The organism is Pseudomonas cimarronensis (assembly GCF_049331905.1).
Taxonomy (GTDB): Bacteria; Pseudomonadota; Gammaproteobacteria; order Pseudomonadales; family Pseudomonadaceae; genus Aquipseudomonas.
This window is the reverse complement of record NZ_CP186283.1, coordinates 1,475,460-1,497,283: the sequence shown is the minus strand read 5'-3', so window position 1 is coordinate 1,497,283 and position 21,824 is coordinate 1,475,460. Positions and strand designations below refer to the sequence as shown.

17 protein-coding genes are annotated in these 21,824 nt (G+C 61.2%); 9 read left to right on the top strand and 8 right to left on the bottom strand.

The genetic code is table 11. From position 1 onward, the window contains the following. Nucleotides 1-178: 178 nt before the first annotated feature. Entirely contained in the window at nt 179-2,242 is a 2,064-nt protein-coding gene (locus ACOCLD_RS06950) for a putative bifunctional diguanylate cyclase/phosphodiesterase (protein WP_311089200.1), read from the top strand. A gap of 54 nt (nt 2,243-2,296) precedes the next feature. On the opposite strand, the gene ACOCLD_RS06945 is transcribed toward ACOCLD_RS06950, so the two are convergent. Continuing rightward, nucleotides 2,297-3,199: a GIDE domain-containing protein gene (locus ACOCLD_RS06945; RefSeq protein WP_422911343.1), complete on the bottom strand. Its 903-nt coding sequence runs from the start codon at nt 3,197-3,199 to the stop codon at nt 2,297-2,299. A gap of 3 nt (nt 3,200-3,202) precedes the next feature. Then, nucleotides 3,203-3,775 (bottom strand): LemA family protein, encoded by a 573-nt coding sequence (locus ACOCLD_RS06940; protein WP_422911342.1) that lies wholly within the window; start codon nt 3,773-3,775, stop codon nt 3,203-3,205. Nucleotides 3,776-3,977: 202 nt separating this feature from the next. On the opposite strand from ACOCLD_RS06940, the gene ACOCLD_RS06935 reads away from it, so the two are divergent. The 7 genes from ACOCLD_RS06935 to ACOCLD_RS06905 all read left to right on the top strand — a co-directional run bounded on the left by ACOCLD_RS06935 (nt 3,978) and on the right by ACOCLD_RS06905 (nt 15,429). Continuing rightward, nucleotides 3,978-5,312: an imelysin family protein gene (locus tag ACOCLD_RS06935; RefSeq protein ID WP_422911341.1), complete on the top strand. Its 1,335-nt coding sequence runs from the start codon at nt 3,978-3,980 to the stop codon at nt 5,310-5,312. Nucleotides 5,313-5,616: 304 nt separating this feature from the next. Beyond that, on the top strand, nt 5,617-7,032 hold the full coding sequence (locus tag ACOCLD_RS06930; protein ID WP_422911340.1) for a di-heme oxidoredictase family protein: 1,416 nt from the start codon (nt 5,617-5,619) through the stop codon (nt 7,030-7,032). A gap of 10 nt (nt 7,033-7,042) precedes the next feature. Next, complete coding sequence (locus tag ACOCLD_RS06925; protein WP_422911339.1) at nt 7,043-8,104, top strand: imelysin family protein; 1,062 nt, start codon at nt 7,043-7,045, stop codon at nt 8,102-8,104. Nucleotides 8,105-8,113: 9 nt separating this feature from the next. After that, nucleotides 8,114-9,223 carry a DUF1513 domain-containing protein gene (locus ACOCLD_RS06920; RefSeq protein WP_422911775.1) on the top strand — a complete coding sequence of 370 codons (1,110 nt, stop codon included), beginning with the start codon at nt 8,114-8,116 and terminating at the stop codon, nt 9,221-9,223. A gap of 181 nt (nt 9,224-9,404) precedes the next feature. After that, the gene (locus ACOCLD_RS06915) at nt 9,405-11,030 is read left to right on the top strand and encodes a methyl-accepting chemotaxis protein (protein WP_422911338.1); all 1,626 of its coding nucleotides are present in this window, start codon (nt 9,405-9,407) and stop codon (nt 11,028-11,030) included. Between the two features lie 190 nt (nt 11,031-11,220). Further along, nucleotides 11,221-12,351 (top strand): efflux RND transporter periplasmic adaptor subunit, encoded by a 1,131-nt coding sequence (locus ACOCLD_RS06910; RefSeq protein WP_392540745.1) that lies wholly within the window; start codon nt 11,221-11,223, stop codon nt 12,349-12,351. Between the two features lie 27 nt (nt 12,352-12,378). After that, nucleotides 12,379-15,429: a multidrug efflux RND transporter permease subunit gene (locus ACOCLD_RS06905; protein WP_422911337.1), complete on the top strand. Its 3,051-nt coding sequence runs from the start codon at nt 12,379-12,381 to the stop codon at nt 15,427-15,429. 87 nt (nt 15,430-15,516) lie between these two features. On the opposite strand, the gene ACOCLD_RS06900 is transcribed toward ACOCLD_RS06905, so the two are convergent. The 5 genes from ACOCLD_RS06900 to ACOCLD_RS06880 all read right to left on the bottom strand — a co-directional run bounded on the left by ACOCLD_RS06900 (nt 15,517) and on the right by ACOCLD_RS06880 (nt 19,803). Further along, nucleotides 15,517-15,741 carry a hypothetical protein gene (locus tag ACOCLD_RS06900; protein WP_422911336.1) on the bottom strand — a complete coding sequence of 75 codons (225 nt, stop codon included), beginning with the start codon at nt 15,739-15,741 and terminating at the stop codon, nt 15,517-15,519. Between the two features lie 571 nt (nt 15,742-16,312). Beyond that, nucleotides 16,313-17,956 (bottom strand): chaperonin GroEL, encoded by a 1,644-nt coding sequence (gene groL / locus ACOCLD_RS06895; RefSeq protein WP_422911335.1) that lies wholly within the window; start codon nt 17,954-17,956, stop codon nt 16,313-16,315. Between the two features lie 59 nt (nt 17,957-18,015). Further along, nucleotides 18,016-18,309: a co-chaperone GroES gene (locus tag ACOCLD_RS06890; protein ID WP_233683788.1), complete on the bottom strand. Its 294-nt coding sequence runs from the start codon at nt 18,307-18,309 to the stop codon at nt 18,016-18,018. Nucleotides 18,310-18,558: 249 nt separating this feature from the next. Further along, complete coding sequence (locus tag ACOCLD_RS06885; RefSeq protein ID WP_257777147.1) at nt 18,559-19,008, bottom strand: FxsA family protein; 450 nt, start codon at nt 19,006-19,008, stop codon at nt 18,559-18,561. A gap of 63 nt (nt 19,009-19,071) precedes the next feature. Beyond that, nucleotides 19,072-19,803, bottom strand: coding sequence for a HugZ family protein (locus ACOCLD_RS06880; protein WP_422911334.1), 732 nt, complete (start codon nt 19,801-19,803; stop codon nt 19,072-19,074). Between the two features lie 93 nt (nt 19,804-19,896). Here ACOCLD_RS06880 and ACOCLD_RS06875 point away from each other — a divergent pair, with 93 nt between their 5' ends. Next, nucleotides 19,897-20,655 carry an SDR family oxidoreductase gene (locus tag ACOCLD_RS06875; RefSeq protein ID WP_257777145.1) on the top strand — a complete coding sequence of 253 codons (759 nt, stop codon included), beginning with the start codon at nt 19,897-19,899 and terminating at the stop codon, nt 20,653-20,655. A gap of 67 nt (nt 20,656-20,722) precedes the next feature. On the opposite strand, the gene ACOCLD_RS06870 is transcribed toward ACOCLD_RS06875, so the two are convergent. Further along, a complete protein-coding gene (locus ACOCLD_RS06870; protein ID WP_422911333.1) occupies nt 20,723-21,727 on the bottom strand; it encodes a DUF481 domain-containing protein in 1,005 nt (334 codons plus the stop codon). Between the last annotated feature and the right edge of the window lie 97 nt (nt 21,728-21,824).

Genomic DNA, 21,824 nt, shown 5'->3' with positions numbered 1-21,824 from the left:
GTCAAACCGCTCGCACCGACACAGTGCAGGCGGCCAGAACGGCAGCCTGTATCCGCGCCATCGCTGCGCAACTGAATTTTGTTCGACAAACTTTGGTAATGGCCCTTTGACTGCAAGCGCGACTTTGCCAATACTCACTAGCGTCTGACGCCGAAGGCCTCGAACAAGGAACCGTCATTTGAAGCTGGAACTCAAAAACAGCTTGTCACTTAAGTTGCTCCGCGTAGTGCTGCTTTCAGCACTGATCGTCGGCGTGGTCTTGAGTCTTGCCCAGATCGTCTTCGACGTTTACAAAACACGTCAGGCAGTGGCCAACGACGCGCACCGGATTCTCGGCATGTTCCGCGACCCATCGACCCAGGCGGTTTACAGCCTGGACCGGGAAATGGGCATGCAGGTCATCGAAGGCCTGTTCCAGCACGAGTCGGTACGCATGGCCGCCATCGGCCATCCCAACGAGCCGATGCTGGCGGAGAAGGCCCGCGAGCAGGTTGATATACCCACCCGCTGGCTGACTGACCCGATCCTCGGCAAGGAACAGAACTTCACCACCCAACTGGTCGGCCGCGGCCCCTACAGCGAGTATTACGGCGACCTCAGCATAACCCTCGACACCGCCCCCTACGGCGAGAGCTTTGTCACCAACTCGGTGATCATCTTTATCTCCGGTGTACTGCGCGCCCTGGCCATGGGCCTGGTGCTGTACCTGGTCTACCACTGGCTGCTGACCAAGCCGCTGTCGAAGATCATCGAGCATCTGACCAATATCAACCCGGACCGCCCCAGCGAACACAAGCTGCCCATGCTCAAGGGCAACGAGAAGAACGAACTGGGCTTGTGGATCAACACCGCCAACCAGCTGCTCTCCTCCATCGAACGCAACACCAACCTGCGCCGTGAAGCAGAGAACAGCCTTCTGCGCATGGCTCAGTACGACTTCCTTACCGGCCTGCCGAACCGTCAGCAGCTGCAACAGCAGCTCGATCAGATTATCGAAGATGCCGGCCGCCTCAATCGTCGGGTGGCCGTGCTCTGCGTAGGCCTGGATGACTTCAAAGGGATCAACGAACAGTTCAGCTACCAGACGGGCGACCAGTTGCTGCTGGCCCTGTCCGACCGCCTGCGCAGCCACAGTGGCCGCCTTGGCGCTCTAGCCCGCCTGGGCGGCGACCAGTTCGCCCTGGTGCAGGCCGATATCGAGCAGCCTTACGAGGCCGCCGAACTGGCGCAGAGCGTACTCGACGACCTCGACAACCCCTTTATGCTTGACCAGCAGCAGGTGCGCCTACGCGCCACCATCGGCATCACCCTGTTCCCGGAAGATGGCGACAGCACCGAGAAGCTGCTGCAGAAAGCCGAACAGACCATGACCCTGGCCAAGAGCCGCTCGCGCAACCGCTACCAGTTCTATATCGCCAGCGTCGACAGCGAAATGCGCCGCCGCCGTGAATTGGAAAAAGACCTGCGTGACGCCCTGGCCCTGAATCAACTGCACCTGGTCTACCAACCGCAGGTCGACTACCGCGACCACAGTGTGGTCGGCGTCGAAGCACTGCTGCGCTGGCAGCATCCGCAGCATGGTTTCGTGCCGCCGGACCTGTTTATCCCGCTGGCCGAACAGAACGGCACCATCATCCCGATTGGCGAATGGATTCTCGACCAGACCTGCCGCCAACTGCGCGAATGGCATGACCAGGGTTTCACCGAGCTGCGCATGGCGGTCAACCTGTCCACCGTGCAGCTGCACCACGCTGAACTGCCGCGCGTAGTGAACAACCTGATGCAGGTCTACCGCCTGCCGCTGCGCAGCCTGGAGCTGGAAGTCACCGAAACCGGCCTGATGGAAGACATCAACACCGCCGCCCAGCACCTGCTCAGCCTGCGCCGCTCCGGCGCGCTGATCGCCATTGATGACTTCGGTACCGGCTACTCCTCGCTGAGCTACCTGAAGAGCTTGCCGCTGGACAAGATCAAGATCGACAAGAGTTTCGTGCAAGACCTGCTGGAAGACGAAGACGATGCCACCATCGTGCGCGCCATCATCCAGTTGGGTAAGAGCCTGGGCATGCAGGTCATCGCCGAAGGTGTGGAAACGGTCGAGCAGGAGGCCTACATCATCGCTCAGGGCTGCAACGAGGGTCAGGGTTATCTGTACAGCAAGCCGCTGCCCGCGCGCGAGCTGACCGCTTACCTGAAACAGGCCCGCCGCCTGAACAGCACCGCCAACCCGGCCACACTCTAAATCCGGCGACAAAAAAGCCCGCCAATTGGCGGGCTTTTTCTTGCGTGCTCGACACTAGAAGCGGTTAACCCCCAGCAGCCAAGCGGTCGCCACTGCGCCCAACACGCATAGCACAACAGCACCGGCCGCCTGCCAGTAGAAACTCCGCACCAGCTCATCCTCGCCCGCGCAGGACAAGATAAATGGCCGCGCCTCACTCGGCTTGGCCAGGTGGTGTTGCGCCGGCTGCGTGCTCTGCTGACGATGGCGATCCTCAGCCTCAAAAGTCGCAGCCAACTGCACACGACTCCACTCCTGCTCATCGAGCTGACCATTGCGGTCGCTGTCAAAGCGTTGCAGCAAACCGCTGAAGTCACTTTTCCACTCGCGAATCACCGCACCCTTGGCCGAGGCCAGATCCAGCCCCTGACGACCGCCACCGCTGCTACGAAAATCCCCGATGGCATACAACGGCTGCCCCGCATGCAGACGTTCTTCGGTGTAGCGGTATTGCCCACTGCCGCTGAAAAACCCACTCCAGCCGGTTTTCGCCAGGCCCAGCGGATGACGCTCACGGCCCCTCCACACCTCGCGCGTCAGCGGGCGCACTTGCGCCCCGCGCGGGTCGATCAGGCAGCTTCCAGTGCTGTCATCGAGTTGCAGCAACGCTTCGCTGCTACCGCTCTCGACTGTGCGCCAGCTACTGCCTTTGTTGTCGCTAGAGCGCTGCTCTTCCTCGATCTTGTAACGCCACCACAGGCACGGCGTATTGGTCAGCGGTCCACGCTGCTGTTCCTCGCCCTGCGGATGCAGCACACCGTAGAACTCGGCATAGCCCTGCGCCGCCGAGCGAATCTTCGAGGTGGGCGTATCAAGCAGATGCCGGGCCTGAGAAAAGCGCCGCACAAACCACCAGGCCCCGCCGGCACAGGCCGCCATACTGCAGGCCAACCCGAAAATCTGTCCTTGAATATCCATGGCCTAGCCAAACAGCGATTTAAGGTCGACATCCGCTTTTTCCGACTCGCTGAATTCCAGCAGCACGGCTTCCTTGAAGGCAAACATGCGGGCGATCAACACATCGGGAAACTGCTCAATGCGCACGTTGTTCAGATTAACCGCCTCGTTGTACAGCTCGCGGCGGTCGGCAATGCCGTTTTCCAGGCCGCTGATGCGCTGCTGCAGGTGCTGAAAGCTTTCATTGGCTTTCAGTTCCGGGTAGTTCTCGGCGAGGGCAAAAAGCTGGCCGAGACCGGCGCGCAACCCCGTCTCGGCCTTGCCCAGGGCATTCATGTCGCCGCTGGCTTGTGCAGTGGAAACCGCCTGACGCGCCATGATCACCGCTTCCAGGGTGGTGCGCTCATGCTGCATGTACTGCTTGCAGGTCTCCACCAGCTTGGGCAGTTCATCATGGCGCTGCTTGAGCAGTACATCGATATTCGACCAGGCCTTGCTGACGCCATGTTTCAAGCGCACCAACGCGTTGTAGAGCATCACGGCATAGGCCGCGAGCAGTATCAGCAACACACTCACGACAACGCTAGTAAGGCTCATGCACAACTCCCGAAGAGGTTTTTGAGGGGGTCAGATGCAGCATTCTAGCGTCAGCATTCAGCGCTGAAGCAGACTCTCACCACAGCTTTTGCGGAAAAAACCACAACGACCCTTTGCGCAAAATGCAAATCTTTCGCATTATGCTTTGGTTTTTGCACTCACTCGTGTGGGTGCCCTACTCCCACTTGCAAAGGATTTCGCCATGCTTCGTATGCCCCTGGCCTCGGCCAGCCTGCTCGCCATTGCCATTTCTCTCGCTGGTTGCGGCGACGAAAAAGCGCCAGCCAACCAAGCTGCAGCACCGGCTGCAAGCAGCGCCAGCGTGCCAGCAGCAGCTGCCAGCCAGGTCGACGAAGCCGCCGCCAAAGCGGTGGTCAGCCACTACGCGGATCTGGCTCTGGCCGTGTTCAGCGATGCCGCCAGCACCGGCAAAACCCTGCAAGCGGCCGTTGATGCGCTGCTGGCCAACCCGAATGCCGACACGCTGAAAGCCGCCCGCGAAGCCTGGCTGGCCGCCCGCGTGCCTTACATGCAGACCGAAGTATTCCGCTTCGGCAACGCCGTGGTCGATGACTGGGAAGGCCAGCTGAACGCCTGGCCGCTGGACGAAGGCCTGATCGACTACGTCGCCACCGACTATCAGCACGCCCTGGGTAACCCAGGTGCCAGCGCCAACATCATCGCCAACACCGAGATTCAGGTCGGCGAAGACAAGATCGACGTCAGCACCATCACCCCGGAACTGCTGGCCAGCCTGAATGAGCTGGGCGGTTCTGAAGCCAACGTCGCTACCGGCTACCACGCCATCGAATTCCTGCTCTGGGGCCAGGACCTCAACGGCACCAACCCAGGTGCTGGCGAGCGCCCGGCCAGCGATTACGTGGTCGGTGAAGGTGCAACTGGCGGCAACAACGAACGTCGCCGCGCCTTCCTCAAGGCGGCCACCGACCTGCTGGTCAGCGACCTCGATGCCATGGTCGTGCAGTGGCAAGCCGGCAACGCCGACAACTACCGCGCCAAACTGGAAGCCGAATCAGCCGAAAACGGCCTGCGTAAAATGCTTTTCGGCATGGGCAGCCTGTCCCTCGGCGAACTGGCCGGCGAGCGCATGAAGGTCGCACTGGAAGCCAACTCCACCGAAGACGAGCACGACTGCTTCAGCGACAACACCCACAACTCGCACTTCTACAACGGCAAAGGTATTCGCAACGTCTACCTGGGCGAGTACAAGAAGGTCGACGGCACTACCCTGACCGGCCCTAGCCTGTCGTCGCTGGTGGCCAAGGTTGACGCCGCCGCTGACAACACTCTTAAAGCCGACCTCGAAGCCACCGAAGGCAAGCTGCAGGCCCTGGTCGACAGCGCCAACAATGGCAAGCACTTCGATCAGCTGATCGCCGCCGACAACGCCGAAGGCCAGCAGATTGTTCGTGATGCCATCGCCGCCCTGGTCAAGCAGACCGGCGCCATCGAGCAAGCGGCGGGCAAGCTGGGGATCAGTGATCTCAATCCGGATACTGCCGACCACAGCTTCTAACCGCGGAGGACTTGCTGCGCGTCGGCGATACTGCGTTGAAAACAGCCTCGGAATGCTCATTTACAACACGTAAACTCCGCTTCCTCGGCTGTTTTCGCCTTGTCTCGCTCTAGCTCGCGAAGTCCGAAAATTGGTAGCGCATAAAAAGCCGCGACTCCATTAACCGGAGTCGCGGCTTTTTTGTGGCATGCAGTTTCTTATACCCTGCGACCTTTGACCGCCAGCGATAATGCAAATCCGTCTTATTTAAAACTGATCAGACTGTTAAGATCGGCCGCCTGTTTTCTGTTGCGGATGTCCTTTCATGTTTGCCCCGCATCGCATTGCGCTGCTGTTGGTCTTGAGCCTGAGCCTGGTTGCCTGCGATAAGACACCCCAGTTCACCCAAGCCGAGCCCGGCGAAGCCCTGTCCGCCGGAAGCGCCACCGTGCGCAAGGCTGACCAGAACGCCTTCTCCCTGCCCTCCGCCAACCTATCGCCGTCTCGCCGTCTGGATTTCAGCGTCGGCAACAGCTTCTTCCGCAACCCCTGGGTTACCGCCCCTGCCACCACCACCGCGCGTGATGGCCTTGGCCCGCTGTTCAACACCAACGCCTGCCAGAACTGCCATATCAAGGACGGCCGCGGCCATCCGCCGGCGCCTGATGCGATCAGCTCGGTGTCGATGCTGGTGCGCCTGTCGATTCCAGCCGGCAGCGAACATGCCGAGATTATCCAGCGCCTTGGCGTACTGGCCGAGCCCACCTACGGCGGCCAGTTGCAGGACATGGCCAACCCCGGCGTGGCCCCAGAAGGCAAAGTGCGCGTCAGCTACAGCACGCAGCAGGTCAGCTTTGCCGATGGCACCCAGGTTGAACTACGCAAGCCCAACCTGGAAATCAGCCAGCTCGGTTATGGCGCCCTGCATCCCGACACGCTGTTGTCCGCACGCATCGCCCCGCCGATGATCGGCCTCGGTCTGCTCGAAGCCATTCCCGAAGCCGCCATCCTCGCCAATGCCGACCCAGAAGACCGCAATGGCGATGGCATTTCCGGGCGCGCCAACCAGGTCTGGGACCGCGCGCAGCAACGCACAGCGCTCGGTCGTTTCGGCTGGAAAGCCGGACAACCAACCCTCAATCAGCAGAATGCCGATGCCTTTGCCAATGACATGGGCCTGACATCGACCCTGATCCCACATGACAACTGTACCGAAGCGCAGCTCGACTGCCGTAATGCACCTCATGGCGGCGAGCCGGAGGTCAGCGACAATATCCTCGCCAGCGTGCTGTTCTATACCCGCAACCTTGGTGTGCCGGCGCGCCGCGGTGCCGATACGCCGCAAGTGCTCGCCGGCAAAAACCTGTTCTACCAGGCCGGTTGCCAGGGCTGCCACACCCCGCAGTTCACCACCGCCAGTGATGCCGCCGAGCCGGAGCTGGCCAATCAGTTGATTCGCCCCTACAGCGACCTGTTGCTGCATGACATGGGTGAAGGCCTGGCTGACAACCGCCCGGAATTTCTCGCCAGCGGCCGCGAATGGCGCACCCCGCCACTTTGGGGTATCGGCCTGACCGAAACAGTCAACGGCCACACCCAGTTCCTGCATGACGGCCGTGCGCGCAACCTGCTGGAGGCCATCCTCTGGCACGGCGGTGAAGCCGAAGCAGCCAAGCAACAGGTACTGACTTTCAATGCTGATGAGCGCAGCGCGCTGTTGGCTTTTCTGAATTCGTTGTAAGGAGCCACCCATGATCCGCTCACCCCTCACCCTGGCCCTGCTCAGCCTCACGCTCACCGCCTGCAGCCCAAGCGACCCTCAGCAGCAGGTCAGCCGCGCGCTAAGCGATGGCGTGCTGCTGCCGATCTACAGCGCCTGGAGCGAAGCTGATCGGCAACTGGCGGTCAGCGGCCAGGCCTTCTGCGCCGGCCAACAGAACCTCGCCGACGCCCGCCTGGTTTTTGCCAGTGCGCAAAGTGCCTGGGCCGCCGTACAACCGGTGGCCTTCGGCCCGCTGGCGGAAGGCAACCGCGCCTGGCAGGTGCAATTCTGGCCGGACAAGAAGAACCTGGTAGCCCGCCAGGTTGAAGCGCTGGTCAATAGCAAACCCGGGCTGACCCCGGCCGACCTGGATAAATCCAGCGTGGTGGTACAAGGCCTGACCGCCTATGAATACCTGCTGTTCGATCCGGCCATTGATCTGAACGTCGCTGAACAGAAAGCCCGCTACTGCCCGCTGATCGTCGCCATTGGCCAACACCAGCAAGTGCTGGCCGCCGATGTGCTGAGCCAGTGGCAAGCCAAAGATGGTATGGCCGCGCTGCTCAAGGACTTCCCCAACGCGCGCTACGCCGAAGCCGCGGAAGCAGTGGCCGAGTTGCTGCGCACCCAGGTCAGCGCCATCGACGGGCTGAAGAAGAAACTCGGCACGCCACTCGGCCGGCAGAGCAAAGGCCAGCCGCAGCCTTACCAGGCTGAAGCCTGGCGCAGCAAAGCCAGCCTGGCCAACCTCGCCGCCAGCCTGGCCAGTGCCGAACGCATCTGGCTGGGCGCCGAGCAGGACGGCATCCAGGCGCTGCTCAGCAGCGATCAGGACGCACTGAAACAACGCATCAACGCCGCCTACAGCGACACCCGTCAGCGCCTGGCCGCCGCCCAACGCCCGCTCGGCGAGCTGCTGAGTGACGAGGCCGGCCGCGCCGAGCTGAATGCGCTGTATGACAGCCTGAACGCTCTGCACCGCCTGCACGAAGCCGAACTGGCGAAAGCCCTGGGCATCCAGCTGGGCTTTAACGCCCATGACGGCGACTGACGCATGCAGATCAACCGTCGTACTTTTCTCGGCCTGAGCGTCGCAGCGATTGCCGCCACGGCAGCAGCCACCGGCACCTATGGCGGCTGGACGCTGATGCACAGTGGCACGCAGCCGCTGCTGCTGTCAGCGCGTAACGACAGCAGTGGCAAGCACTTTGCCGTGGGCTACCGCCTGGATGGCAGCCAGGTGTTTGCCACCGCCGTCAGCGAGCGCTGCCACGACGTCATCGGCCACCCGTTTCTACCGATGGCACTATTTGTCGGCCGCCGCCCGAGCACCCAGAGCTACCTGATCGACACCCGCGATGGCCGCCTGCTGCAAACCCTAGACTCACCGGCGCAGCGTCATTTCTACGGCCATGCTGTGTTCCACAAGGACGGCGAATGGCTGTATGCCACCGAGAACGACACCTCCGACCCCGGTCGCGGCGTACTCGGCGTCTACCGCCTGCAAGGTGAGCAACTGCTGCGCAGCAGCGAATTGTCGACCCACGGCCTTGGCCCGCACCAACTGCTCTGGCTGCCCGATGGTGAAACCCTGGCGGTGGCCAATGGCGGTATCCGCACCGAGGCTGACAGCCGGGTGGAAATGAACCTCGACGCCATGGAATCGAGCCTGGTGCTAATGCACCGCGACGGCAGCCTGATCAGCAAGGAACAACTGCCCGAGCGTATGAATAGCGTGCGCCATATGGCCGTGGCCAACGACGGCACCCTGGTCACCGGCCAGCAATACATGGGCGAACTCAGCGATGTGGTACCGCTCTTGGCGATCAAGCGTCCTGGCCAACCCTTCCAGCACTTCCCGGTGGCGGATGCACAGCGCCAGCTGATGAACCAGTACACCGCCAGCGTGGCGATCCACAGCGAGCTGCGCCTGCTGGCCATGACCGCACCGCGCGGCAACCGGGTGTTTATCTGGGATCTGGACAGCGCCGAACTGCGTCTGGACGCGCCCCTGGCTGACTGCGCCGGCGTCGGTGCGGTAGCCGACGGTTTTGTGGTCAGCAGTGGCGTCGGCCGCTGTCGCCTGTATGACTGCCGCAGCACTCAGATCAGCAGCCAACCGCTGCAGCTGCCCGCCGGCCTGTGGGACAACCACCTGCGCCTGGTTTAACACCGTACAGCTGAACCTGTAACACGCCTGCGGCATGCTAAAGAACGCTGCCGCAGAGCCGATCTATACTTTTGCAGAGCCGTTCACCACGGCCCAACTGATACCAGTCGATAGGGATCTTCGCAGTTAGGGCGCCTCTGGCGTCGCTGGCATCCCGCCTCCCACACTCAGGGGTATTCCCATGTTTCTGCAGAAATCCTTGCGCGCGCAAATCCTCGCCTTGCTCGGTGGCAGCCTGGCGCTGATTCTGGTCACCGCACTGGCCTGCTTCAGCTTTCTGTCCAGCGGCATGCAGGCCTACCGCGGCCTGCTTGAAGGGCCGCTGGAAGCCTCCGCGCTGATCGACGTGACCAACCTGAATTTCAAAACCCAAGTGCAGGAATGGAAGAACGTGTTGCTGCGCGGCAGCGACAAGGCCCAGCTGGACAAGTACTGGAGCCAGTTCGAAGCGCAGGAACGCAAGGTGCAGGATTCCCTCGGCAAGCTGAGTGAACTGGCCGCTGACGACCGCGCCCTGAAAAGCAAAATTGACGCCCTGCGTAGCGAGCACCAGACCCTAGGCGCCAACTACCGCAAGGGCCGTGATGCCTTTATCGCCGCCGGTGGCGATGCGTCAGTCGGCGACAAGGCGGTGTCCGGCATTGACCGCAGCACCACCCAACAGCTGGAAGCGCTGGCCAATGACCTGCACAAACAGAGCCTGGAGCAGGCCAGCCTGATCAATGCAGCAGCCGACCGCACCATCACCCTCGGCACCTTGCTGATGCTCGGTGCCACCGTAGTGATCGCGCTGTTCAGCCTGTGGCTGGTCAACCGCAACCTGATCAACCCGATCCGTGAGCTGATTGAGCATATCGCCCAACTCAGCCGGGGCAACTTCGGCAAGCGTGTCGAGTCCACCCGCCAGGACGAACTGGGCAATCTGGCCGTGGCTGCGAATATCCTGCGCGACTTCCTCGCCGACACCTTCACCCGCCTGAAACGCAGCACCGCTGATCTGGACACCGCCAGCGGCGAACTCAACTCCATCGCCACGCTGATGGCCCAGGGCACCCGCGAGCAGTTTTCGCGCACCGACCAGGTCGCCACCGCCATGCATGAAATGTCCGCCACCGCCCAGGAAGTCGCGCGTCATGCCGCCGAAGCCGCCGGCGCCGCCGATGCCGCTGACAGCGCCGCACGTCAGGGCGAAACGGTGATGCAGGCCACGATCAAGACCATCACCGACATTCGCGGGGAGATCAGCAACACGTCGGAGGTGATTCGTCGCCTGGAAGCCGACAGCGGGCGCATCGGCAAAGTGCTGGAAGTGATTCGCGGCATCGCCGAGCAGACCAACCTGCTGGCGCTCAACGCCGCCATCGAAGCGGCGCGTGCCGGCGAACAAGGCCGCGGCTTTGCCGTGGTCGCCGACGAGGTACGCACCTTGGCCCAGCGTACCGCTGAGTCCACCGCGGAAATCCACCAGATCATCGACACCGTACAGACTGGCGCAGTGAATGCCGTGCGCGCCATCGAAAGCGGACAGAACCGCAGCGAGGAAGGCGTGACTCAGGTCACCGAAGCCGGCGCCACGCTGCAGTTGATCACCAGCGCAGTGGAAGCCATTCGCGATATGAACCGACAGATCGCCACCGCCGCCGAAGAGCAGACTTCGGTGGCCGAGGACATTTCGCGCAATCTCACCGAAATCACCGCCATCGCCACTGCCAACCAGGAGAACGTGCAGCGCACTGAAAGCGCCGGGCGCAACCTGCACGAATTGTCCGGGCAGCTCAACGAGGTCACACAACGCCTGAGTGCCTGACGCTGTGCACGCCTGTAAACAAAATGCCAGCAAATGCTGGCATTTTGCTTAATAACTGACCCATTGATCAGCCCCACACACCTAGTAACGCCTGCTAAATGCGAATCTTTGACAGGTGAAGGCGAGGGGTCTAATGTGCCCCTCTTGCCTATTCCCAGGCCCTCTTTCCGCTTTGCCAAGGAACCGGAATATGTTGCTTCGCCGCATGCTGATCATGCTCGGCGCAGTACTCGTCGTGGTACTCGCCCTCGCCGCCTACAAAGGCTTCTCCATCTACCAACAAGTGCAGATGTTCTCGGCTCCGCAGCCGGCCATCAGCGTCGATGCCGCGACAGCAGAAGAACATCCATGGCAGAGTCGCCTGCCCGCCATCGGTACGCTCAAGGCCTTCCAGGGTGTTGACCTGACCGTGGAGGTCGGCGGCACCGTGCAACAGGTGCTGTTCCGCTCCGGCGAGCAGGTCACCCTGCAGCAGCCGCTGATCCAGATGGACAGCGATGTCGAGCAGGCCAGCCTGGCCACCGCTCAGGCCGAACTGGGTCTGGCCCGCGTGGAATATGAGCGCGGCCGCAGCCTGGTCAGCCGCCAGAGCATTTCGAAAAGCGAATTCGACCGCCTCTCCGCCAGCCTGCAGAAAGCCAACGCCAGCGTGGCCCAGCTGCAGGCACAACTGGCGAAAAAACGCATCCTTGCGCCGTTCGCCGGGACCATCGGTATTCGCCAGGTGGATGTCGGCGACTACCTCGCCTCGGGCACGACCATCGCTACCCTGCAAGACCTGAGCAAGTTGTACGTCGACTTCTTCCTGCCCGAGCAGGCGGTGCCCAAGCTGGCAATCGGTGAGCGCGTGCGTTTCAGCGTGGCGGCGTACCCGGACGAAGTGTTCGAAGGCGAGATCGCCGCAATCAACCCCAAAGTCGAAGACACCACCCGTAACGTGCAGGTGCGCGCCATGCTGGCCAACCCGGAGAGCAAGCTGCTGCCCGGCATGTTTGCCAACCTGGAAGTGCTGCTACCCGGCGAACAGGCACAGATCGTCATTCCGGAAACCGCCATCACCTACACCCTGTATGGCAACTCGGTGTACGTCATCGGCGAGAAGAAAGGCGAAGACGGCCAGGTGGTCAAAGACGACAAAGGCCAGGCCGAGCTCAGCGTCGAGCGCCGTTTCGTCGAAACCGGCGAGCGCCGCGAAGGCCAGGTGGTGATTCTCAAAGGCCTGCAGGCCGGTGAGCAGGTGGTCTCCGCCGGTCAGCTGAAGCTGGATAACGGCGCCCATGTCAGCATCGCCAACGCGCAGGCCAAGCCGAGCGCCGATTAATCCGGCGCGGTGCAAAGGAACTTATTTATGGCTTTTACTGATCCCTTTATCCGTCGCCCGGTATTGGCGACCGTGGTCAGTCTGTTGATCATCCTGCTTGGCTTCCAGGCATTCAGCAAACTGACCATCCGCCAGTACCCACAGATGGAAAGCGCCCTGATCACGGTGACCACGGCTTACCCCGGGGCCAATGCCGAGACTATCCAGGGCTATATCACCCAGCCGCTGCAGCAGAGCCTGGCGAGCGCCGACGGCATTGACTACATGACCTCGGTGAGCCGGCAGAACGTGTCGATCATCTCGATCTATGCGCGCATCGGCGCCAACAGCGACCGCCTGTTCACCGAGCTGCTGGCCAAGGCCAACGAGGTGAAGAACCAGCTGCCGCAGAACGCCGAAGACCCGGTGCTGAGCAAGGAAGCGGCCGACTCCACGGCACTGATGTACATCAGCTTCTACAGCCAGGAGCTGAGCAACCCGCAGATCACCGACTACCTCTCAAGGGTCATCCAGCCCAAGCTGGCCACCCTGCCGGGCATGGCCGAAGCGGAGATTCTCGGTAATCAGGTGTTTGCCATGCGCCTGTGGCTCGACCCGGTGAAGATGGCGGCTTACAGCGTGACCGCCAGCGACGTCAACGACGCCGTGCGCAAGTACAACTTCCTCGCCGCAGCCGGTGAAGTGAAAGGCGAGTACGTGGTCACCAGCATCAACGCCGAAACCGACCTGAAATCCGCCGAGGCCTTTGCCGCCATCCCGCTGAAGACCGTGGGCGACAGCCGCGTGCTGATCCGCGATGTGGCGCGGGTGGAAATGGGCGCGGAAAGCTACGATGCGATCAGTTCCTTCGACGGCACCCCGTCGGTGTACATCGCCATCAAGGGCACGCCAGGTGCCAACCCGCTGGACGTGATCAAGGAGGTGCGCAAGGTCATGCCTGACCTGGAAGCGCAGCTGCCGCCGAACCTGAAAGTCTCCATAGCCTATGACGCCACGCTGTTCATCCAGGCCTCCATCGACGAAGTGGTGAAGACCCTCGGCGAAGCGGTGCTGATCGTCATTGTGGTGGTGTTCCTGTTCCTCGGCGCCTTCCGCTCGGTGCTGATCCCAGTGATCACCATTCCACTGTCGATGATCGGCGTGCTGTTCTTTATGCAGCTGATGGGCTACTCGATCAACCTGCTGACCCTGCTGGCGATGGTGTTGGCGATCGGCCTGGTGGTGGACGACGCCATCGTCGTGGTGGAAAACATCCACCGGCATATCGAGGAAGGCAAAACACCCTTCGATGCGGCCATCGAGGGCGCGCGGGAAATCGCCGTGCCGGTGGTGTCGATGACCGTCACCCTGGCGGCGGTATACGCGCCTATCGGTTTCCTCGAAGGCCTCACTGGTGCCTTGTTCAAGGAATTCGCCCTGACCCTGGCCGGCGCGGTGATCATCTCCGGTATCGTCGCCCTGACCCTGTCACCGATGATGTGCGCCAAGCTGCTGCGTCACGAAGAGAATCCATCGGGCCTGGCACACAAGCTCGATCAGATCTTCGACGGCCTCAAGCGCCGCTATCAGCGCGCCCTGCACGGCACCCTGGACACCCGCCCGGTGGTGCTGGTGTTTGCGCTGATCGTCATGTGCCTGATTCCGGTGCTGCTCAAATTCACCAAGAGCGAGCTGGCCCCGGAAGAGGATCAAGGCATCATTTTCATGATCGCCAACGCCCCGCAACCGACCAACCTGGAGTACCTGAACAAGTACACCGACGAGTTCGTGAGCATCTTCAAGGAGTTTCCCGAGTACTACTCCTCGTTCCAGATCAACGGCTTCAACGGTGTGCAATCGGGTATTGGCGGCTTCCTGATGACGCCGTGGAACGAACGCGAGCGCACGCAGATGGAGATCCTCCCCGAGGTGCAAGGGCGTCTTTCGCAGATTGCCGGCCTGCAGATCTTCGGTTTCAACCTGCCGTCGCTGCCGGGCACTGGCGAAGGCCTGCCGTTCCAGTTCGTGATCAACACGCCGAACGACTACCAGTCGCTGCTGCAGGTGGCTGAACGGGTCAAGCAGCGCGCGGTGGAATCCGGCAAGTTTGCCTTCCTCGACGTTGACCTGGCCTTCGACAAACCGGAAGTGGTGGTGGAAATCGACCGCGAGAAAGCCGCGCAGATGGGCGTGTCCATGGAAGACCTCGGTCTGACCCTGGCCAGCCTGCTCGGCGAAGGTGAAATCAACCGCTTCACCATCGACGGCCGTAGCTACAAGGTAATCGCCCAGGTCGAGCGCGCCTACCGCGATAATCCGGGTTGGCTGAACAGCTACTACGTGAAGAGCGAAAGCGGTGCGATGCTGGCGCTGTCGACCCTGGTCAAGGTCAGTGACCGCGCGCGCCCTACCCAGCTCAATCAGTTCCAGCAGCTCAACTCGGCGATCATCCAGGGCGTGCCGATTGTCAGCATGGGCGAAGCCATCGAGACGGTAACGCAGATCATGCAGGAAGAAGCGCCTGCTGGTTTTTCCTATGACTTTGCCGGCGCATCACGCCAGCTGGTGCAGGAAGGCAACGCCCTGTACATCACCTTCGGCCTGGCCCTGGCATTGATCTTCCTGGTGCTGGCGGCGCAGTTCGAGAGTTTCCGTGACCCGCTGGTGATCATGGTCACGGTGCCGCTGTCGATCTGTGGTGCACTGATTCCGCTGTTCCTTGGCCTGTCGAGCATGAACATCTACACCCAGGTGGGCCTGGTGACACTGATCGGCCTGATCACCAAGCACGGCATCCTGATCGTCGAGTTTGCCAACCAGTTGCGCCATGAAAAAGGCCTGTCGCGCCGTGCAGCGGTCGAAGAAGCGGCAGCGATTCGTCTACGTCCGGTGCTGATGACCACCGCCGCCATGGTGTTCGGCATGGTGCCGTTGATTCTGGCCAGCGGCGCGGGTGCGGTGAGCCGCTTCGACATCGGCCTGGTGATTGCCACCGGCATGTCGATTGGCACCCTGTTCACCCTGTTCGTACTGCCCTGCGTGTACAGCCTGCTGGCGCAGCCTGATGCGCCAGCCACAGCCACCAAGGCCCACGGATAGAACGCACCGCTGCGCAAGGATGCGCACAACAAAAAGCCCGGCACTAAGCCGGGCTTTTTTCTACCTGTATACGGGGCAGCAAGGGGTCTAGCCCTGCGAACGCACACCCTGGGACAGGCTGAACATAAACAGCAGCAGGTCCTGATCCGGACGTACTGCCTCGGCCGCTCGCGCCTGCGGGGGCAACGGGCAGTAGCCGCGCTCATTGAGGGTGATGACCTGGGGGCCGGCTTCCTGCCAGGCTGCCGCCGCGAGCGAGGCCACGCTAAGCGCGGTCACCAGAAACAAACCTCGTGCGATTTCTAGCTTCATCACTGCAACCTCTTGATAGCGCTGCCAAACGCCGTGTAATTACCCTAGATCATGGACAACCGCAGCAGCGCCCTTGGCGACCGACGGCTATGTTTGTTTCCCGTTACAGGATCGTCCTAATCCCCTCACACACCACTCGACAGCCAGCCTTCGAGCGTGGCCTGGCAGATTGGTTCAACCCCAGACCAACCAAGGATTGGCCAGGCCGATAATCAGGCCTGCAGTAACAGCCTGCGGTCACTTTATTGCCCAACTGCATCAGCATTGGACGCGCTAGAACCCGTGGTTTTAAAACTGCCTAAGACTGCCCAACCCTCCACCAGCACAGCGCAGGCCGCGTGGTAGAACACATCCAGGTGAGGTCAAAACAAGAAGCGGCAATGCTGAACAGCAGCACAGCGCGGATTGACAGGCTCCAGTCCGGGAGCGCGCTTCACACAAAGCAATTGGCGTACCGCTTTGCCGTGCAGGACTGTTATAGCCGAGAAAAATGAAAACCCCGTGACAGGCACGGGGTTTTCTTTACAGCGTACAAGCCATCTGGCGATGGCCTGCTGGGAGCCGGGCTGGCTTACATCATGCCGCCCATGCCACCCATGCCGCCCATGTCTGGCATACCGCCAGCAGCCGGCTTGTCTTCAGCCACTTCGGCGATCATCGCTTCGGTGGTGATCATCAGGCTGGCGATGGAGGCAGCGGCCTGCAGCGCGGTACGGGTGACCTTGGCCGGGTCGAGAATACCCATCTCGATCATGTCGCCGTAGGTGTCGGTAGCGGCGTTGAAGCCGTAGTTGCCCGAACCTTGCTTGACCTTGTCGACCACGACGCTTGGCTCGCCACCGGCGTTGGATACGATCTGACGCAGCGGCGCTTCAACAGCACGGCGCAGCAGGGCAATACCGACGTCCTGATCGGCGTTGTCGCCTTTCAGCTCGCTGATGGCTTGCAGCGAACGCACCAGCGCCACGCCACCGCCAGGCACCACGCCTTCTTCAACGGCTGCACGGGTAGCGTGCAGGGCGTCTTCAACGCGGGCTTTCTTCTCTTTCATTTCCACTTCGGTGCCAGCACCGACCTTGATTACCGCAACACCGCCAGCCAGCTTGGCCAGACGCTCTTGCAGCTTCTCTTTGTCGTAGTCAGAAGTGGTGTCTTCAACCTGCTTGCGGATCTGCGCAACGCGGGCTTCGATATCAACCTGCGCACCAGCACCGTCGATCACGGTGGTGTTTTCCTTGCTCAGGATCACGCGCTTGGCGTTACCCAGGTGCTCCAGGGTCGCGCTCTCCAGGCTCAGGCCAACTTCTTCGGAGATCACGGTACCGCCGGTCAGGATGGCGATGTCCTGCAGCATGGCTTTGCGACGGTCGCCGAAGCCCGGTGCCTTGACGGCCGCGACTTTGACGATGCCACGCATGTTGTTCACCACCAGCGTTGCCAGAGCTTCGCCTTCAACGTCTTCGGCAACGATCAGCAGCGGACGTCCGGACTTGGCAACAGCTTCCAGAACTGGCAGCAGCTCACGGATGTTGGAGATTTTCTTGTCGACCAGCAGGAGCAGCGGGCCGTCGAGTTCGGCAACCATGGTGTCCGGCTTGTTGATGAAGTACGGCGACAGGTAGCCACGGTCGAACTGCATGCCTTCTACGACGGACAGTTCGTTTTCCAGGCCCGAGCCCTCTTCAACGGTGATCACGCCTTCTTTACCGACTTTTTCCATGGCTTCAGCAATGATGTCGCCGATGGAGCTGTCGGAGTTGGCGGAGATGGTGCCAACCTGGGCAATCGCCTTGGTGTCCGCGCACGGCTTGGACAGGGCTTTGATTTCTTTAACGATGGCGATGGTGGCTTTGTCGATACCACGCTTCAGATCCATCGGGTTCATGCCGGCAGCGACGGCTTTCAGGCCTTCGTTGACGATGGCCTGAGCCAGAACGGTCGCGGTGGTGGTGCCGTCACCAGCAGCGTCGTTGGCCTTGGACGCAACGTCCTTGACCAGCTGCGCGCCCATGTTTTCGAACTTGTCTTTCAGCTCGATTTCTTTGGCAACCGATACGCCGTCCTTGGTGATCAGCGGAGCGCCGTAGCTCTTCTCGATCACCACGTTGCGGCCTTTCGGGCCGAGGGTGGCTTTTACTGCGTCAGCCAGAACGTTGACGCCAGTGAGCATTTTCTTGCGGGCGGAATCGCCGAATTTAACTTCTTTAGCAGCCATGATGATTATTCCTTGATTCGTTCAGATAGAGCAGAATTCGTAGCGACGGAGCGCTGCAATCAAGCTTCAACGACAGCGAGGATTTCGCTCTCGCTCATCACCAGCAGGTCTTCACCGTCGACCTTGATGGTGTTGCTGCCGGAGTAAGGGCCAAACACCACTTTGTCGCCGACTTTAACGCTCAGGGCGCGTACTTCACCGTTGTCCAGCACGCGGCCGGTACCTACCGCCACGATCTCGCCCTGATTCGGCTTCTCGGCAGCGGAACCTGGCAGCACGATGCCGCCTGCGGTTTTCTTTTCTTCTTCGCTGCGACGGATTACGACGCGGTCATGCAGAGGACGAAGCTTCATTGTCGATCTCTCCCAATAGGTGGTTTGTCGGCCGGTGCAGTCACCGGCGGGTTAGCAAAGTCCGGCGGAGCCGGTAGCGCTGCGCCAGGCGTAGCGCTGAAGTCTGATCTGTCTGAATGACAGAAAACCTTGCGGTGTCCGCTACATAAGGGCGTGCAAGAGGATTTCAAGGGCGACCGGCGAATTTTTTATTGATTCACCGGCCTGGCAGATCGGTCTGCTGGCAAGCCGCAACACAGCCAAGCGGACTCAGTCGCGGCGCTCGTACTCGCCTTCCAGCACCTGCGGGCGGGTCTGCCCGGAACGGGCGGCCTGGTCGTCATAGAAGGCACGCTGACGCATGGCCTGCTCGGCGGCGCGCTTGCGCACCTGGCCCACCAGCAAGCGGCGAGTGAAGGGGATCAGGCAGAGCACACCGAAGATGTCGCTGATAAAACCAGGCAACAGCAACAACCCGCCGCCAACGGCGATGAGCAGGCCTTCGAGCATTTCCTGCTCGGGCAGCTCGCCACGGGCCAGCTTTTCCCGCGCGCGCCAGGCTGTGGCAACACCGGCTACACGCAGCAGGATGCTGCCGAGAATGGCCGTACCGATGACCAGCAGCAGGGTCGGCAACACGCCGATGGCGCTGCCCACCTGAATCAACAGCGCCAGCTCGATGATCGGGAACAGCAGAAACAAAAACAGAAACGCGCGCATCACAGGGTCCTTAACGGAAGATCAGCTTCCAGTAAGCAAGAAGTATGGGGTGTCGGGCTGAATTCAAGCTGAAGCCTGACCGTCGGTCGGCCAGACCTCGGCGCGGGCCAGCGCCACCAAGGCCTGGCGCACTTCAAGCGGACTGTTACAGGATGTTGGAAAGGCCAGCCAATACAGACTCTGGCCGATACGCAGATGGAAACCTTCACTGTCGATACCGACCATCTCCGCCTGCGCATGACGAGGCAGACCGGCCAGCTCGACATAGTGAGCGATGGCCTTGGCATGATCGCTGTTCATATGCTCGAGCATGCTGATTTCGCTGTCACCGGCAAAGGGATTGGCCAGCGCCACCTGATCCAGCCAGTGAATCGCGCCAAAACCGCCGATATAGCGCCAGCGCACCGGCGCAAGCACCCAGAAGTCGAAGTCATGGGCCTGGTGATAGCCGCGCGAATCGGGGAAATAGCGGTAATAGCGCTGCGCCGCCGCTGCAATCTGCGCCTCGTCATCCAATTGTCGTGCTTGCGCGAGCACAGTAAGGCGGCCGACCGCCTGCACATCTTCCGCTCCACGCTCGCCCACCAGCAACGAGCACTTACCATCCTGCTTGAGGTTATGGGTGTGCTGGGCAATGCGGCTGATCAGGATCAGCGGATAACCCTCAGTATCCAGGCAATAGGGCACCACTGATCCGAAAGGGAAACCCGGCATGGCCTTGGAATGGGTGCTGAGCACGCCCCGGTATTCCTTGAGCAGCAATTCTCGGGCATGCTTGCCGGCTTTCACGCTCACCTTATGACTCCTTGCATAGATTCCGTCACAGAACGGGAGGCGCCTAGATTAACCGCCGGCGAGGCCACACGACACCATTTGAGGGGACACGCGATGCAACTTAAAGACAAAGTCATCATCATCACTGGCGGCTGTCAGGGCCTGGGTCGCGCCATGGCCGAATACCTGGCGGAAAAAGGCGCCAAGCTGGCACTGGTCGACCTGAACCAGGAAAAACTCGACGAAGCCGTAGCCGCCTGCAAGGCGCTGGGCGTGGAAGCGCGCTCTTACCTGTGCAACGTTGCCAATGAAGAACAAGTGACCCAGACCGTGGCCCAGGTGGCCGAAGACTTCGGCGCGATCAATGGCCTGGTCAACAACGCCGGCATCCTGCGCGACGGCCTGACCATCAAGGTCAAGGATGGCGAAATCACCAAGCTGAGCCTGGCCCAGTGGCAATCGGTAATCGACGTCAACCTGACCGGCGTGTTCCTCTGCACCCGTGAAGTGGCGGCGAAGATGATCGAACTGAAGAACGAAGGCGCGATCATCAACATCTCCTCGATCTCCCGTGCCGGCAACATCGGTCAGGCCAACTACTCCGCCGCCAAGGCCGGTGTAGCCGCTGACACCGTGGTCTGGGCCAAGGAGCTGGCGCGTTACGGCATCCGTGTCGCCGGTGTAGCACCGGGCTTTATCGAAACCGAAATGGTCGCCAGCATGAAGCCGGAAGCACTGGAGCGCATGACGTCGGTCATCCCACTGCGCCGCATGGGCAAACCGGCCGAGATCGCTCACTCGGTGGCCTATATCCTGGAAAACGACTATTACACCGGTCGCGTTCTGGAGCTGGATGGCGGTCTGCGGTTGTAATCCGCTAGATCGAGCACTCCGCAAAAAAAGCCCCGCAAACGCGGGGCTTTTTTATACGACAAAGACCTTACCAACCCACGCCGAAACCCAGGCTGTAACGGGTTTCGTCCAGCTCACCTTCCGAACCGCTGACCAAGTCCTTCTCGGCCTTCATATTCAACGAGGCCCAGTCGGTCAGTTTGTAGCGCAGGCCCACGGCGGCATCCAGGGTGTAGTCGGCAGCATTGGCCAGCGGCTTGCCCACTTCGCCATCACTGAAAAGCTCGACACTCTTACCGATCAGGTAACGGTTGTAGTCCCACTTCATGCTGACGGCATAGAAGTTGTCGTTCTCGCCATTGGCATATTCGTAGTCGGTGCGGTTGAGCAGCCCGGCCACGGAGAAGGCACCCAGCTCGTTATCCCAGAACTGATAGCCCGGACCAGTACCCACGGTGCGCTGGCGGCGCAGGTCTTCGATGCGGTCACGCTTGTACTCCAAGCGCCCCTGCCAGAACCAGTGCTCCGTCAGGAAACGGTCCAGGGCATATTCCACGCCCCAGTTATCGGTACTCAGTACATCATCGCGAAGCTCGCGGTTGTACTCGGCTTGTCCATTGTGCCGCCACAGTCCATGCCGGGCCTGAGTCTTCAGGCGCACGTCGTAATCGTCGGTGTCGCGCTCAGCGCGTTTGTAGTCCAACGCGGCATCGATATTGCCCTTCCAGACAAAGTCCTCGATCAGCGGCTTGGGTTTGAGAATCTGCTGAATGCTGGTCAGCTCGACGGTTTTCGGCGCCTCGCCATTGGCCAGGGTGACTTTGCCAGGTTCGGCCGGTTGCAGGGCTTTGGCCCGCTCACCACCGACGGCACTTTCCTTGACCAGCAGTTCCTGGTCGCTCTCCAGGGTCGCGATCTTGTTCCAGTCCAAGGCGATGGCACCGCCGTAGTCGGTTTCCAGCAGCAACTTGCCGCCGTCGAAGAACTTGATCTTGCCGCTCAGGCGATCGCCGTTCTTCAGCCAGACGGTATCCGCCAGCACGGAGGTTGCAGTCGCACAAAGGGCCAGGCACAGCAGAGTTCTGGAAAACATAGGTAAGGCTTGTCTGTCTCGGGTTCACGGAAGGCCGCGCATTATCCGTATGCACGACGCCAGAGCAAGCACTGACCGACAGAATCACTGCGAGTTC